The organism is Brachybacterium sp. GCM10030267, assembly GCF_042666875.1.
Taxonomy (GTDB): Bacteria; Actinomycetota; Actinomycetes; order Actinomycetales; family Dermabacteraceae; genus Brachybacterium.
Map to the genome: position 1 here is coordinate 169,447 of NZ_JBHTCX010000008.1, position 14,628 is coordinate 184,074.

Annotated in this window: 9 protein-coding genes; 5 read left to right on the forward strand and 4 right to left on the reverse strand. The window is 67.9% G+C overall.

The genetic code is table 11. The features are described 5' to 3' along the window. Positions 1 to 7: 7 nt before the first annotated feature. Entirely contained in the window at positions 8 to 550 is a 543-nt protein-coding gene (locus tag ACFQS2_RS07625) for a hypothetical protein (protein ID WP_377793237.1), read from the reverse strand. 206 nt (positions 551 to 756) lie between these two features. Here ACFQS2_RS07625 and ACFQS2_RS07630 point away from each other — a divergent pair, with 206 nt between their 5' ends. The 5 genes from ACFQS2_RS07630 (at position 757) to ACFQS2_RS07650 (ending at position 10,777) form a co-directional block, all read left to right on the forward strand. Next, complete coding sequence (locus tag ACFQS2_RS07630) at positions 757 to 2,436, forward strand: hypothetical protein (RefSeq protein ID WP_377793238.1); 1,680 nt, start codon at positions 757 to 759, stop codon at positions 2,434 to 2,436. Between the two features lie 178 nt (positions 2,437 to 2,614). Continuing rightward, positions 2,615 to 3,868: a UDP-N-acetyl-D-mannosamine dehydrogenase gene (gene wecC / locus ACFQS2_RS07635; RefSeq protein WP_377793239.1), complete on the forward strand. Its 1,254-nt coding sequence runs from the start codon at positions 2,615 to 2,617 to the stop codon at positions 3,866 to 3,868. Positions 3,869 to 3,990: 122 nt separating this feature from the next. Continuing rightward, complete coding sequence (locus ACFQS2_RS07640; RefSeq protein ID WP_377793240.1) at positions 3,991 to 6,021, forward strand: glycosyltransferase; 2,031 nt, start codon at positions 3,991 to 3,993, stop codon at positions 6,019 to 6,021. An 82-nt stretch (positions 6,022 to 6,103) separates the two neighbouring features. After that, a complete protein-coding gene (locus tag ACFQS2_RS07645; protein ID WP_377793241.1) occupies positions 6,104 to 8,944 on the forward strand; it encodes a heparinase II/III family protein in 2,841 nt (946 codons plus the stop codon). A gap of 87 nt (positions 8,945 to 9,031) precedes the next feature. Further along, positions 9,032 to 10,777, forward strand: a complete 1,746-nt coding sequence (locus ACFQS2_RS07650) for a hypothetical protein (RefSeq protein ID WP_377793242.1) — start codon at positions 9,032 to 9,034, stop codon at positions 10,775 to 10,777. A 19-nt stretch (positions 10,778 to 10,796) separates the two neighbouring features. On the opposite strand, the gene ACFQS2_RS07655 is transcribed toward ACFQS2_RS07650, so the two are convergent. From ACFQS2_RS07655 to ACFQS2_RS07665, 3 genes are all read right to left on the reverse strand, one after another. Then, positions 10,797 to 12,101: an asparagine synthase-related protein gene (locus ACFQS2_RS07655; RefSeq protein WP_377793243.1), complete on the reverse strand. Its 1,305-nt coding sequence runs from the start codon at positions 12,099 to 12,101 to the stop codon at positions 10,797 to 10,799. A 206-nt stretch (positions 12,102 to 12,307) separates the two neighbouring features. Further along, entirely contained in the window at positions 12,308 to 13,351 is a 1,044-nt protein-coding gene (locus ACFQS2_RS07660) for a hypothetical protein (protein WP_377793244.1), read from the reverse strand. 68 nt (positions 13,352 to 13,419) lie between these two features. Continuing rightward, a complete protein-coding gene (locus tag ACFQS2_RS07665) occupies positions 13,420 to 14,427 on the reverse strand; it encodes a Gfo/Idh/MocA family protein (RefSeq protein WP_377019273.1) in 1,008 nt (335 codons plus the stop codon). Between the last annotated feature and the right edge of the window lie 201 nt (positions 14,428 to 14,628).

Genomic DNA, 14,628 nt, shown 5'->3' on the forward strand with positions numbered 1-14,628 from the left:
GGCCGACCTACGTCGAGTCGGCGAGCAGCATCTCGTACGGTGAGAGAGTGACCAGTAGGCCGGCGTCGCGCATGGCGGCGATGTAGTCGAGAACCTCAAGGAACTGCGCCGTCGAGAGGTTCCCTGTCGCGTCGAGCTGGGAGGGGTGCAGCATTAGCTGCAGGCCCAGTCCTCCCATCAAGCTGGTGAACTGGGCGCGCCGGATCTCGTGCTGCGCCACGGCAGTGAGGTCGTCTCCGCTGGTCGGCTCCCACGGCGACCATTCGCTCCACTCGTCGGTCACAGCGTCCAGCAGCTTGCGGACGTATCCGCACGAGGCGCCGTCGCAGCCGTACGGAAAGAACATCTGCATGCCGGTGGTGCTCTGAAGGACCAGGAATTCTCCCTGCTGCCCGGAGGCGTCGGCAGGCAGCCCGATCACGGACTCGGCGACGGCCGAGTCGATGTGCCACAGGCCCGCGTGCCGCGCGGGGATGAAGTGATCAGCGTCGGCACCCGGCGGCAGCGTGCCACGGTTCATCCGGGACGCGTTCAACAGCTCTGTTGCCACACGAGCATTCTCGCTGATCGCCTCCCGGCTCGCGTCTCGTTGCGCCACGAATAGGTCACCGATCCTGAGACGACCGCCCTTCCCCTCACACCGGCAGTAGAGGCGAATCGCTCACTTGAGGCCGCCTCGGTCTCCGGCTCTGCCATCCTTGGTGGTCGTGCCCCGGGGGCGGGGCTGGCTCACCGCGCACCAGGGGGAGGGACGAGATGACTCGACGCCGTTGGCTCATGAGCGGGGCCGGGGCCCTCGTCGTCGTCCTCCTCCTGGTGATCGGTGCTCTCGCCCTGCGTCCGACGCTGCCGTCGTCAGACCCCGGAAGCACAGCGACGACCGCCCTGCAGCCGCCGGACTCCGAGACCTTGTTCCTCCCCGGTCACGACCCCTCCCCTGGCGGCTTCACGATGACAGATCCGGCCGACGCCCAGGGCAGCGCGGTCTCGACGCGGCTGGTGCTCGAGGACGGCGCCGCCCGCACGGGCGGAACCGTCGGCCTCAGCTTCGACGCCCGCGAGCTGGCCTCCCCGATGTGGGACTCGGAGGACTCGAACCTCGCCCTGACCCTGGACGAACTGGGCAGTCCTGCCCTGCGCTTCGGGGGTAACGGCATCGACCGGCACGTGTGGTGGACCTCCTCCGACGAGCCCGCCCCGGAATGGGCCCAGGCGACCGTCACCCCGGAAGACCTTGAGCGCGTCGCCGCGGTCGCCGAAGACGTCGACGCGACCGTGACGATCGACCTCGATCTCGGGCACGACGACCCCGCGCGCGCAGCCGACATGGCCGCCCACGCCCAGAAGGCGTTCGGGGATCGCCTGCTGGCGGTCGCGATCGGCAATGAGCCCAACGGGTTCTTCCACGCGAACCAGCCCCAACTCGCGGTCCGCGACGCGACGTGGACCCCGGAGACGTACCAGCGCTCGCTCACCGAGTACTCCGCGGCCCTCGAGACGGCGGCCCCGGGTCTGCCGGTCGCCGGGCCGGGCGCCTACGACGCGCCGTGGTGGCGCGCGTTCGCCGAGTCCGGCATCCCGAACCAGCGGGCCCTGAGCCTGCACTGGTACCCGCTGTGGAACTGCGAGGGGCCGGCGTCCTCCATCGCGAACCCCACCGTCGAGGATCTCACCTCCCCCGCGATCCGCGAGCGCGCCCGCAGCATCGTCGGGATGGGCGCCGAGGTCGCAGAGCAGCACGGCCTGCCGCTGTGGATGGAGGAGACCGGCCCGACCTCGTGTCCTGGCGCCAACGACACCTCCCGCACCCACGCCCAAGCACTGTGGACCGTGGACTACGCGATGACGCTCACCGAGCTCGGGGTGGAGCGCACCGCCTTCCACTCGACATTGAAGGCCTGCGAGGGTGGTGCCCCGATGAGCCCGATCTGCGCCCGCGGGACCCTCGAGGAGCCGGGAAAGATCGTCCAGGGCCGCACGAGCTATCTGGCGCTCATGATGCTCGGCGGGCTCCCCGAGGGCACGGTGCTGAGCCCGACGGTCAGCGGTGACGGGCTGGTCTCCGTGCACGCCGTCCTGGGGGACGACGGCGAACTGGCGATCATGATCGTCGACCTGCGAGATCCGTCAAACGGTGCATACATGACGCGACCGGTCGAGATCAGCGCGCCGGAGGGCGCCGAGGCCATCGCCCCGAACGGATGGGAGCTCACGCTCGGGTCCCGGCTCTCCGGCGAATCGCTCGACGCGACGCGCAGCCGGCTGGCGGATCCCGTGCCCGTCACGGGGGAATTCGCCGGCGCCCCGCTTGCCCGCTCGCAGCCACTCACGGTGCCGAGCGACCCGGGGACGGTCACGATGCTGAAGCTCGATGCGGCCGACGCGCCGTCGCCCGCGCCGTCGGACGGAGGCGGGGCCGACGCGCCCGTCTCGTGACCGCGAGCACGCCCCCGACCGTGGTGACGACCACTCCGACCGTCCACGAACCATCAAGTGTTGCCTGGCCGACAACCACGCCGCTCCTAGTTCCTCGTCACACGTCGAGGCGATACCGTGAGCGAGGCCCTCGGGTCCCCCACGTCCCCGTCCCCGTCCCCGCGCCCAGGAGAACTTGATGAGTCCGAACGTCCCCCTCGACACCGTCAGCGTGATCGGCCTCGGCTACATCGGACTGCCGACCGCCGCGGTGCTGGCCCAGGCCGGCAAGACGGTGATCGGCGTCGACGTCAAGCAGGCCAACGTGGACGCGATCAATGCCGGCACGGTGCCGTTCGTCGAGGAGGGGCTCGAGGCGGTCGTCGCGGGCGTCGTCGCCCAGGGCAAGCTCTCCGCCCAGACCGAGACCCCCGAGGCCGACGCGTACATCGTCTCGGTCCCCACCCCGTTCACCGGTGACCACGACGCCGACCTCTCCTACATCGAGGCCGCCGCCCGAGGCATCGCGCCCCAGCTCTCGGGCGGTGAGCTGGTCGTGCTCGAGTCGACTGCCCCTCCCGGAGCGACCGAGCGCATGGCCGAGGTGATCCTCGAGGCCCGCCCCGAGTTCACCCTCGAGCCGAACCTCCGCAGCTCCCTGTACTTCTCCCATGCCCCCGAGCGCGTCCTGCCCGGCCGCATCATGATCGAGATGGTCGACAACGACCGCATCATCGGCGGCATGACGCCGGAGGCCGCGGAGCTGAACCGTGACCTCTACGCGAGCTTCTGCAAGGGCGACCTGCTCATCACTGACGCCCGCACCGCGGAGATGGCGAAGCTGACCGAGAACGCCTTCCGCGACGTGAACATCGCCTTCGCCAACGAGCTGTCGATCATCGCGGACCGGCAGGGCATCGACGTGTGGGAGCTCATCGAGCTCGCTAACCACCACCCGCGCGTGAACATCCTCCAGCCCGGCCCGGGCGTCGGCGGCCACTGTATCGCCGTGGACCCGTGGTTCATCGTTTCGGCGGACCGCGAGTTCTCGAACCTGATCCGCACGGCTCGCGAGGTCAACGACTCCAAGCCCCAGCTCGTGCTCGAAAAGGTCCTGGAGAAGGCGGACCGCTTCAAGGACCCCACCGTCGCCGCCCTCGGCATCGCCTTCAAGGCGAACATCGACGACCTGCGCGAGTCTCCCAGCCGCACCATCGTCGGCGATCTCGCCGAGAAGCTCACCGACGGCACCGTGCTCGTGGTCGAGCCCAACGTCGAGGAGCTCCCGAAGGAGCTGGCCGAGCGCGACAACGTCGAGCTGGCCGAGCTCGACTCGGCCCTTGAGCGCGCTGACATCGTCCTCCTGCTGGTGGACCACGACCCCTTCAAGGAGCTCGACCGCGAGCTCCTGCGGGAGAAGATCGTCATCGACACCAAGGGGCTGTGGCGGTGAACGTGGGCATCTCGAACAGGTACCGACGACTCCGTGCCGCCGCCCGCGGGACGACAGCTGCGCCCGGGCCGGCCACGCTGTCGGAGGCTCACGCGGCCGACGCCGTGAACGAGACCCGTACGGTGGAAGCCCTGAAGGAGGCCCGCGCGGCAGCCGAGCGCCCCGACCGGCCCGAGACCGCTCTCGCGGCTTTCCGTGAGGCGTCCGCGGCCTCCGGCTTCGACGACGCCGTGATGCTCGAGTACGCGCGCTTCCTAATCCGGAAGTCGCGCGGCAGCACCGCCGAGGAGGTGCTTGGGCTGGCCCTGGCCCGCAACGGCGCACAGATCGATGCCCTCGAGCTCTATCTCGAGCTGGTCCGCGAGCTCGACCTTCCCACCGCCCGCAGCGCGTGGGCGCTCCGCCGCCTGGAAGAGGATCTGTCGGGCCACCCGGAGGCGCATCGCGCCGCCCTGGACTACGCGATCCCACATCAGCTCGACCGGGCGCTGGACGCTGTCGCGGCTTCGAGCGATCCCGTGAACCAGGCAATTCTCGCCCTCAACGCGGCCTATGCCGAGAAGTCGTTCTCCGAGGAGATCCTGGCCGCAGCGGGGCGCGGGCTCGGCGCGAACGATCTCCTGCGCGCTCACCTGACCGTGGCGCTCGCCCGGGGGAACCGCACGGTGGCCTCCGCGCTGCTGAAGGACGCCGACCCGCGCGCGGTGCCGATGAACGCGCTGCGGCGAGCGATCCGTCGTGCCCGCGCCGCCGGCAAGCAGAAGCAGCTCATCGAGTACCTGCGGGCCTACCGCACGCTCCTCCCGAACGACTCCTGGGCGAAGAACCTCGAGAACGAGGTGCAGCGCAATGCCGTGAGCAACTACCAGCTCGGCAAGACCGGCTTCCCCTTCCCCGCGATGCGAAAGACCCCGGCGTACCAGGCCGAGCAGCATCGGGTCTTCTACCTCCTGCACAACTCCCTGCCGCACAACTCCGCCGGCTACGCGACCCGCACCCACGGGCTGCTCTCGGAGCTCAACCACATCGGCTGGGATGTCGACGGTGTGACCCGCCTGGGGTACCCGTACGACATGCCCGGCAAGGCCGAGATCCCCGATGTGCCCATGCACGAGGTGGTTGGGAACGTCGACTACCGCCGCCTGCTGCGCAGCCGCGAGATCGAGAAGAAGAACCCTCTGTTCCACTACACGGAGCGGTATTCGGGAGCCCTACTGGACCTCGCGAAGCGCGAACGGCCCGCGATCCTCCATGCGGCGTCGAATCACTGGAACGGCCTCACCGCTGTGAAGACGGCGCGCCTGCTGGGCCTTCCCTCGATCTACGAGGTGCGCGGGCTCTGGGAGGTCACGCGCGGCTCGCGGAACCCCGAGTGGGCACGCAGCAACATGTTCCAGTACATCGCACGCATGGAGGCCGACGCCGCCAAGGGCGCGACGAGGGTCTTCACCATCACCGAGGCGCTGCGCGAGGAGATGATCTCCCGGGGTGTCGACGCGGAGAAGATCCGCGTGGTGCCCAACGGCGTGGACACCTCCCGCTTCACCCCGATCTCCCGTGACGAGGAGCTGGCCTCCGCGCTCGGCGTGGCCGGCAAGACCGTGATCGGCTACGTGGGCTCGGTGCTCGACTACGAGGGGATCGAACTGATCCTCGAGGCCGCCGAGGTCCTGAACCGCACCCGCGAGGACTTCCATGTCCTCATCGTCGGCGACGGCGCGGAGCTCGAACGCTTCACGGCGTGGGTGCAGGAACACGAGCTCGACCACGTCATCACCTTCACCGGCCGCGTGCCGCACGAGGAGGTCGAGAACTACTACTCGCTCGTCGACATCACGCCGTTCCCGCGGCTGCCGCTGCCGGTGTGTGAGATGGTCTCCCCGCTGAAGCCCTTCGAGGCCATGGCGATGGGCAAGGCCATCGTGGCCTCCGACGTCGCGGCGCTGAAGGAGATCATCACGCCGGGGCTCAACGGCTTCCTGCACGAGAAGGGCAGCGTCGAGTCGCTCATCGAGCAGCTCACCCGGCTTCTCGACGACAAGGAGCTGACCCGTACGATCGGCGCCCAGTCCCGTGAATGGGTGGAGACCCATCGCGACTGGAAGCAGCTGGCCACGATCATCGCAGACGCCTACGCCGAACTGACCGACTGAGCCGAACTAACCGACTGACGACCCTGGACCCCGCCCACGACGTCGTGGGCGCGGTTCGCCTATCCCCGGAGGCCCGACCCCGATGAGTCTCGACTTCGCCGTCTCCGAGCGGCAAGCATTCGGCACGTCCTACCAGGCAGCGACGGTGAAGAAGCTGCTTGCAGGACGGCTGACGATGACGCCGCACCCCGAGTGGCAGCTTCCGGAGACCATCGACTGGGCCGCCGATCCCTTCGACGACGTGAACTGGCAGAACCAGTACCACATGTTGCGATGGCTGGATCCGCTCCGCCGGGCGGCTGCACAGGGTGACGACGACGCCTTCGCGATGTGGCTGCGCTACGTGAAGGACTGGGTGCGGAGCAATCCGCGCGAGAAGCCCGCCCATGAATGGGTCTGGCGCGACATGGTCGAAGGGATCCGCGTCATCCAGTTCTGCCTCGCGGCGCCACTGATCCGGGACCGCTCTCCCGAGGACCTGGGATGGCTCGAGGCGACCATCCGTGATCACGCGGAGTTCATGGCGGACCCCGCGAACCTGGGCAAGGCGAACCATGCCATGCACCAGCATGAGGCGCTCTTCGTGTGCGGGCGCATCCTTCGGGACGAGACCTTCACCGAACTCGCCATCTCCCGTTTCGACCAGCTGCTGAACGAGGAGTACGACGAGCAGGGCGTCAATGGTGAGGGCGCCGTGGCGTACCACTACAACAACTACCTCTGGTACGAGCGCGCGCTGAAGAGGTTTGATGTCGAGGGCGTTCCGCGCCCGAGCGCAGCCGCACGTCACGCGCGCGCCCCCGAGGAGATCGCCCACGCCACGCGCCCGGACGGCACCCTCGTCCCGATCGGCGACACCGACGGTGGCTCGGCACGGAATGTGAACTCGCCCTACACCGACTACGTCACCACGGGAGGGGCCGAGGGCGAGCCCCCGGCCGACCTCCTGAAGATCTACGACCGCGGATATCTCTTCGCGCGCAGCGGCTGGGGCGAGACGGAGAAGAACCTCGACCAGGAGACCTTCTTCTCCGTCAGCTTCGGGAAGTCTGACCGCGTCCACGGTCACCCCGACGGAGGTTCCCTCACCTTCAGCGCGGACACCGTCAACTGGATCGTCGATCCCGGGAAGTTCCAATACGGCTACAGCATCCCCCGCAAGCATTTCGTCTCCCGCACCGCCCACAGCCTGGCGTCGATCGAAGGCCGTACGCCCCGCAAGGGTGCCGCCGTGGAACTCACTCGCCGGACGGTCACCGACCGTGCCTACGACTTCCTCTTCAGCGACAACAGTTTTGCGGGCGTCTCCCTCACGCGACGGGTCATCTACTCGACGCACGGCGACTACCTGGTCATCGTCGACCACGTCCGGTCGAACCAGCCCGTCACCGCGATCCAGCGGTGGCAGCTGGGACCGGGCGTCGACGCCGAGATCTCCCGCCATCGCGCCGAGCTGACGTCCGGTTCGCACAAGGCAGCTCTGAGCTTCGTCGGCACCGCGACACAGCTGTCGCAGCTCCGAGCGCAGAACAGCCCCTTCGACGGCTGGGTGGCCACCGGCTGGAAGCAGAAGACCGAAGCGACCGTGGTCAACGCCAGCAAGAGCGGGACGAACTTCCGCTTCATCACCGTCCTGGGAGCCGGCACCGGCGCGTACCCGACCGCGACCACGGTTCCGGCGACCGTGCCCGGCTTCTGCCTCCAGGTCTCGACGGGTCGCCTCAACGAATACATCGTCGTGGAGCGAGAGGGTGTCTGGTTCCCCGACGAGCCCCCAACCGAAGAGATCGAGCCGGCCGGCGGCGAGGCGCATCCGGTGAAGCCGACGGTGAGCGGTCGCGCTCACCATCTCGATCCGAGAAGCCGCGGTGAAGTCTTTCGTCTGCTGACGGAGGCCCGGAGGTCTGCGACCGAGATGCCTCCTGCCCGCCGCGCCGAGCTCGCCGCCGACTTGCAGAAGGAGGCCCTCGAACGCGGCCTCACCGGCGACATCGATTTGGGTGTGACGGCTGCGGTCACCGACCTGCAACAGACGGTCCGTGGGCGCGTAGACCCGAAGAAGATCGAGCCCCACCGAACAGCGCTGGTCAACTGGTCTTCGGACTCCCTGTGGCGCCCGACGTTCTACCCAATGCCGCTCCTCCACCACGCCGAGACGTTCCGACTCACCGAGCGCCCGACCGAGGCCGAGATCCACACCGTCCAGCTGGGACCCCAGGTCCTCCCCCTTGCCCTGGATCCCGCCCCCGGCAGCACGCTGACAGTGCTCTTCCAGGGCGCCATGGACCGAGGACGGATCCGACTCCCCCTCTTCCTGAGGTGGCGGCACCAGACGGAGATGAACGCCGGGCCGACCCTCGCCGTCGCGGACCCCACCTTGGACCTCGCGAGCTCCATGCGGCTCGGGTGGTATCTGGGCACCGAACGCCAGGAGATCGTTCCGTCGATCGCCGGGATCATCCAGCAAATCGCCGAAAGCATCGGCGCGGCCCAGGTCGTTCTGGTCGGCAGCTCCGGAGGCGGGTTCGCCGCGCTCCAGGTCGGCTCCCACCTGCCGGACTCGACCGTCGTCGCGATGAGCCCCCAGTCGGACCTGCGGGACTATTCGCCGCGACTGGTGGCATTGGCCATCGAGCCCGCGCTCGGCATCCGTCGGCTCGAGGACCTGAACGTGGAGGACGCACGCATCAGCGTCCCGGAGCGCTTCGCCGCGCGAAAGACGTACCCGCGCGTCCATCTCCTCTCCAACTCGGGCGACGTTCTCCATGTCACCAATCATGAAAAGCCGCTGCGCAACGCCTACGAGGCGGCAGGGCTCTCCCACCGCTTCTCGACCAGCTCCGTCGACCTCGGCCCGGGCCACCGTTCCGTGGACAACGAGACGTACAGCGACGTCATGCGTCGTGTCTACGATGAGCTGTAGGCCCACACCCCACGCGCACGTCAACGCCTGCTTCCCTTCGATCGCTGATCTCCATCTGGAGAACCGCTTGTTACGAGAGATGAGCACATGAACATCACTGTCGGCGTCGCCGCACTCTCCGACCGAGGTCGCCACATGCTGCCCCGACTATGGGAGCACGCCCTGGATCTGGGCGGCGAGGCATTCGACATGACGAACGCAAGCACCAAGGTCACCGAACGGCGCGCTGTCGTGAATGCGCGCAACGTGGAAGGCACCTGGGATGTCCCCACGTGGCTCTCCGATCAGCACTCGGTGGTGAGCGTCTCCCAGCCGCCGGTCTCCTTCACGCAAGAGGTCCCCGCCGACCGCTGGGCCGAGTGGGCACTGGCCACCACCCGCGAAGACTCCGCTCGACGAACGATCCACCCGGGATACTTCGGCATCAGCCTCCGAGAGGACGGCGGCTTCGAGGCCTGGAATGACATCTTCGGTTTCGGGCGGTGCTACGTCGTCGAGAACGAGCACTTCCTGGCCGTTGGCAATCACATCGGTATGGTCTCCCTGTTCGCCGACCATGAGCTCCTCGTCGACGGCTACGGGACCGACGTCCTCGCGCAGCTCGGATTCTGGCCGGAGGACCGGTCTCCCATCACGTCGGTCCGCCGACTGGGCCCCGCCGAGGTGATCGCCGTGGGGCAGCACGATGACGTTCACAATCGCCGCTACTCGGACCCCGCGGAGCACTTCGGTGCGCGGGAGCCACGCATCGACTACGACGAGGTCGCCGCGGCGTTGGCACACCTCACGAGCAACAGTGGCGCGATCGCCAAGCTCCCTCCCACCGTCCACCTGTCCGGTGGGCAGGACTCCCGGGTCACCGCTGCCGCGTGGATCGCCGGTGGCCGGCCCGCAACGCTCCAGACGATCGGCACGCTGCCGGGCGAGGTCGAGATCGCCACACAGCTGGTCGAGGCGCTCGAGAACGAGCGGTCCATGGAGGAGCGTGGGCTCACCCACAAAGTCACGAAGCCCAATCCCCGCAAGCTCTCCCAGTACTCCATAGAGGACCGCCTGAGCACCGCGATGCTGATGTGGGACGGAGACTTCGCTCCGGCCAAGCTGCGCGCCCCGGTCCAGCGACCCCCCGCTGTTGCCCGTCTCGCCATCGGCGGGGCGAACGGGGAGGTGATGCACGGCATCCACTACCCCGATCACACCATGCTTGCGGCCGTCCGCGAGCTCGACCATCCGCTCGACCGCCTGGAGGCGGCATTCCCGCACAAGCTGCAAGCCCCGTCGACGCGGGAGTCCGCACTCGCCTTCTTCGCGTCGCAGAAGTCCTTCACGGAGTACCTTGGGCAGCACGATGCCACGGCGTTGAACGTGTTCCAGATGACCTCGAAGTTTCGTCGCTGGGTCAATGCACAGCTGGGTTCCACCTCCCTGACGCTCCTCCTGAACCCCGTGTTCGTGCGGGCCGCGGTCGACCTCACGCCGGAGGAGCGCCTGGACCGCGTGATGCAGAAGGCGCTGTCGCGGGCTCTCGTCCCGCAGTGGGAGCTGATTCCCTACTACAAGGCGACCCACCAGGAGACGACCACGGCGATGAAGCCTCAGGCGATCCGCACGTGGCAGACGTCGCCGGGGTCCATGGAGCGTCTTCTGCACGAGCGGAGTGCGTGGCAACGATGGTTCGACCGCGCCAAGATGCTCTCCGTGGAACGTGCGGTGCATAACGGGCAGGGCAATTCCGCGCATGAGACCACTCTGAACATGGCGTACGTCCTCGATGCCATTCCGGACCACGTCGCTCGCCTCGAGAAGATCCGATCGGGCGTCTGGAGCGGATGATCGAGACGGTGCGCGCCGATCACAAGGCGGCGAGCGCGGGATCGTAATGCCTCATGATCCGCACGAGCAGTTCCTTCCCGAAGCGTTCGTCGACGGGCAGGCCCCAAGCTGCCTCGAACAACCTCCGGCTGTTCATCGCCGAGTGGGAATGCATCGTCGTCGCTAGCTCCGCGTGCTGGACGGACGTCCAGGTGCCCATTCGTTGCTCCCAGTACACGAGATCGCCCACGTCGGCTCCATGGAGGTCGGCAGCATAGTTGGCACGCTTCAGATACCCGTTGATCGCCTGCCGGGTGACCGTGGAGTAGAGCGCCCCCGCTCGGTGCCGGACCGGACCGGCGAAGAGCGCATACGCCAGCTCCAGCGGATCCGCTGGCAGATAGGCCTTGTGGCGGGAATTGAACGGCCCGCGGAGCACCTCTCCCCCGAGTCCCTTCACGAACACGTCCCGCGGATCAGCGCCTTCTCCCATCTGCGCCGGCAGAACCGGTGATCCCCGGGTGAATCCCGCGGCCTCCCGCGCCGCAGACCGGATCTCCTCCAGATCGGCGAGGTTCTGGCGCTCGGACATCCGGATCCACCGATGCGGAGCGGCGAGATGCTCCACGAGCTTCGGGATCCGGGCGGCCTCGTCAGCGCCCATCGCATCCCATGTCACGAAGCGCGCGTCCAGGCCGAGAGCTCGGAGCGTCGCGATGACGCTGCGGGAATCGACGCCGCCGGTCAGACCGATCACCGGGGTGTAGCGATCGTTGAGGAACGACACATAGCTCGCAAAGTATTCGTCCCATACCGCTAGGAGCTGCTCGAAATCTGTGGCTCGGGCTTCTCGCCACGGCCAGTACCTGGCAGTGGTGCCGGTCCGGAGATCCAGTTCATTATTGGGGATGAGGTGCTTCACCTCATCGAAGACCGTGAGGTCTCCCGGCAGGAACCGGGTGGACCGGTCACGGTATTCGTCGGTGCGCATGTACTGCGACATCCTCGCGGATACGGCGAGACCCTCGCACTGCGCCAACAAGGCCGCATGGGAAGCCACGGGGCCGAACGTCTCCGGCAAATAGAACACCGACTGCGAACCGAGCGGGTCGTGGACGAGGCGGCCTTCGACACCGTCGAATACGAACACGGCGAACCGGCCAGAGAGGTCGTCGAGCACCCGGCGGTCGCCGGCAGCGAGGCGAAAGAGGCAATCCGGCACCGTCAGTTCCCCGTGAGCGACGAAGATGTCGCCGATGGCGAGGACCACCCGACCGTCTCGGTTCTCCATCCGGTGCACGTCCGCCTCAGGATGCACGAAGACCTTGTAGTGGGGGGTCAGCACGCAGTTCCATCCAGCGACAGGGCGTGAATCGGCGAAGTCGTGCGCGCGCTCAGCGCAGATGAACCCCAACCGGAAGCTTCTCAACCCCACGGAAACTCCTCGGTAGCTCGGTGCCGTTCGCCGACGACGTCTGGGCTCCATGATCGCAGATTGTCCACCTGCCCCTAACCCGACCCCACCTGCCCGCGACCAGGTCACCGTGCCCCCTACTGCTCCGCCAGCACGATGAGAGTCGTATTGGATCGGTGCACGACCACGGGAGCCGGCCCGGCGTTCTCCACCGCGACCACGTAGCGCACGGTGGGGCCGCAGCTGCTGGGCGGATCGGTCGTAGTGAGCGTGGTGTCCAAGACCTGATGGTGGGTGAGCCTCGCGATCTGCGTGTCGTGCGACGCGAGCAACCGGCTGGAACAGACTTCGCCGTCGCTGCGGAGCACGTCCTCGCGGTACGTCAGCTCGAGGGAGCTGCCGCGGGCGTCCGTCTCCCCGGACTCGCACCATGCCTGCCCGTCCTCGATGGAGCCGTTGACCATGGTGCAAGCCGTGAGGTGCACGGTGCTCAGCAGCTGCTCGGGAACCGCGGGATCTCCCTCGTGATCCAGCGTAAACCGGAAGACCGCCGCCCGTTCTCTGGGAGCGACGACTCTGGGTAGGCGCTCCTCCGCCGATGCCTCGAACGCCTCCCCTTCGACGCGGTGGGCCAACCAGACCGAGTCCACCTCGGCGGTGACGCCCGCGGCCGCCGCTTCGGCGTTCGGGGAGTTCACGGAGAGGCGACAGGAGTGCGTGCCGGTGTGCTCGACCTTGAGCAGGAACTGGTTCGTGATGACGACCCGCTCCCCCGTACGGACGTTCTGCGTCCCCCCGACGGACCGCAGCGTGCCACCGTCCGGGCCTCCTCCGCAGGCGAGGCTCGCCCCGAAGTACATCGCGGATCCCTGGGAGCCCGGTGGCTTCTCCATCGCGGCACGGAACTGAACCAGATACGTCTGGCCGGCTTCCGCCTCGAAGGACCGGGCCGGCAGTCGGAGGGACTCGGGGACGGTGAGTGACGCCGTCTGCCGCGCGACCACCGGATCGTCGTCCATGGGGGCCGACGTGTCGCTCGGGGCGGGGGCGTTCGGGAGCGAGAGGTCAGCGGGTGGATGCCAGACCAGCAGGACCACGGCCACCACGAGCAGCACGGTCATCAGCGCGCCGGCCACCCAGCCAGCACGCCGCCGCCCGTGATCTCCTGGTCGTTCCGGCATCGCTCTCCTGGATGGCTGTCGTCATCGCGGGCAGGGGCTCAGCGTAGGCGATGACCTGCCGCGATCCCTCAGCGGGACGGTGCGATCTCCACCATGCTCTGGTCCCGGGCGGATTCCAGCACGGCCTCGACGACACGGACCGTGTGGAGACCCTCACGCATCGTGACGATGTTCGAGACGTCGCCGTTGATGGCGTCGCGCAAGGCCTCGTGCTCGGTGCGCAGAGGCTCCTTGCGCTGCAGCGAGTAGCGGATCGAGTCGCCCTCGCTGACTCCGCGGAACGATGCGATCGACTCCCACTCGTTGTTGGAGGTCTCGGCGTTGGCGTGGAAGGTGAGGTCGGCGTTGATCGTGTCTCCGATCAGCGCACCATTCTCCCCTGTCACCACGGTGATGCGCTCCTTCAACGGTGACAGCCAGTTCACCAGATGGTTGGTGATCGTGTCGTCGGCCAGGCGGCCGGCGATGGAGACCATGTCTTCGTCGTCGCGGCCGCTGCGCCGTGTGGAGGTGGCGCCGACTGTGGCGTACTCCGAGTCGGCGACCCAGGCGGTCAGATCAAGGTCATGGGTGGCTAGGTCCTTGACCACGCCCACGTCCCGGATACGCGCCGGGAAGGCGCCCTGCCGACGGGTGGTGATCTGGTAGATCTCTCCGAGCTGGCCATCCGCGATGCGCTTGCGCATCTCCTGCAGCGCCGGGTTGTAGCGCTCGATGTAGCCGACGGCGCCGACCAGGCCGGCCTTCTCGAAGGCCCCGGCGATCTCCTCCGCCTCGCCGATGTCGAAGGCGAGCGGTTTCTCGATCATGCAGTGCACGTTGGCCTCGGCGAGGGCCAGTGCCACGTCGAGGTGGAACTGGGTGGGCACGGCGACCACGGCGTAGTCGATGCCGGCAGCGATCAGGGCCTCGACGTCCGGCAGGACTTCCAGGTCATCCGCTACCCCGTGCGGGTCACCGAAGGAATCGGCGACGGCGACGAGATCGACGCCGTCCACCGATCGAAGGTTGCGGGCGTGATGGCGTCCCATCATGCCCAGGCCGATCAGTCCGGCCCGAAGGTTCGTGGTCGCCACACTCATGCTCCTGTCGTTCCCGCCGTGTCCACGGCGTCGAGTTCTCTCTGTGCTGCTTGGTGGTTCGCCTGCACGGTCAGGAGTCCTGGTCCTGCTGGTGGGTGGAGGCGGAGCCGTCGCCGAGGACGAGGCGGGGGGTGCCGGCCCAGTTCTCGGCCGTGGTGATGTTGCGTCCGTCGATGATCAGCTTGATGCCGGGCA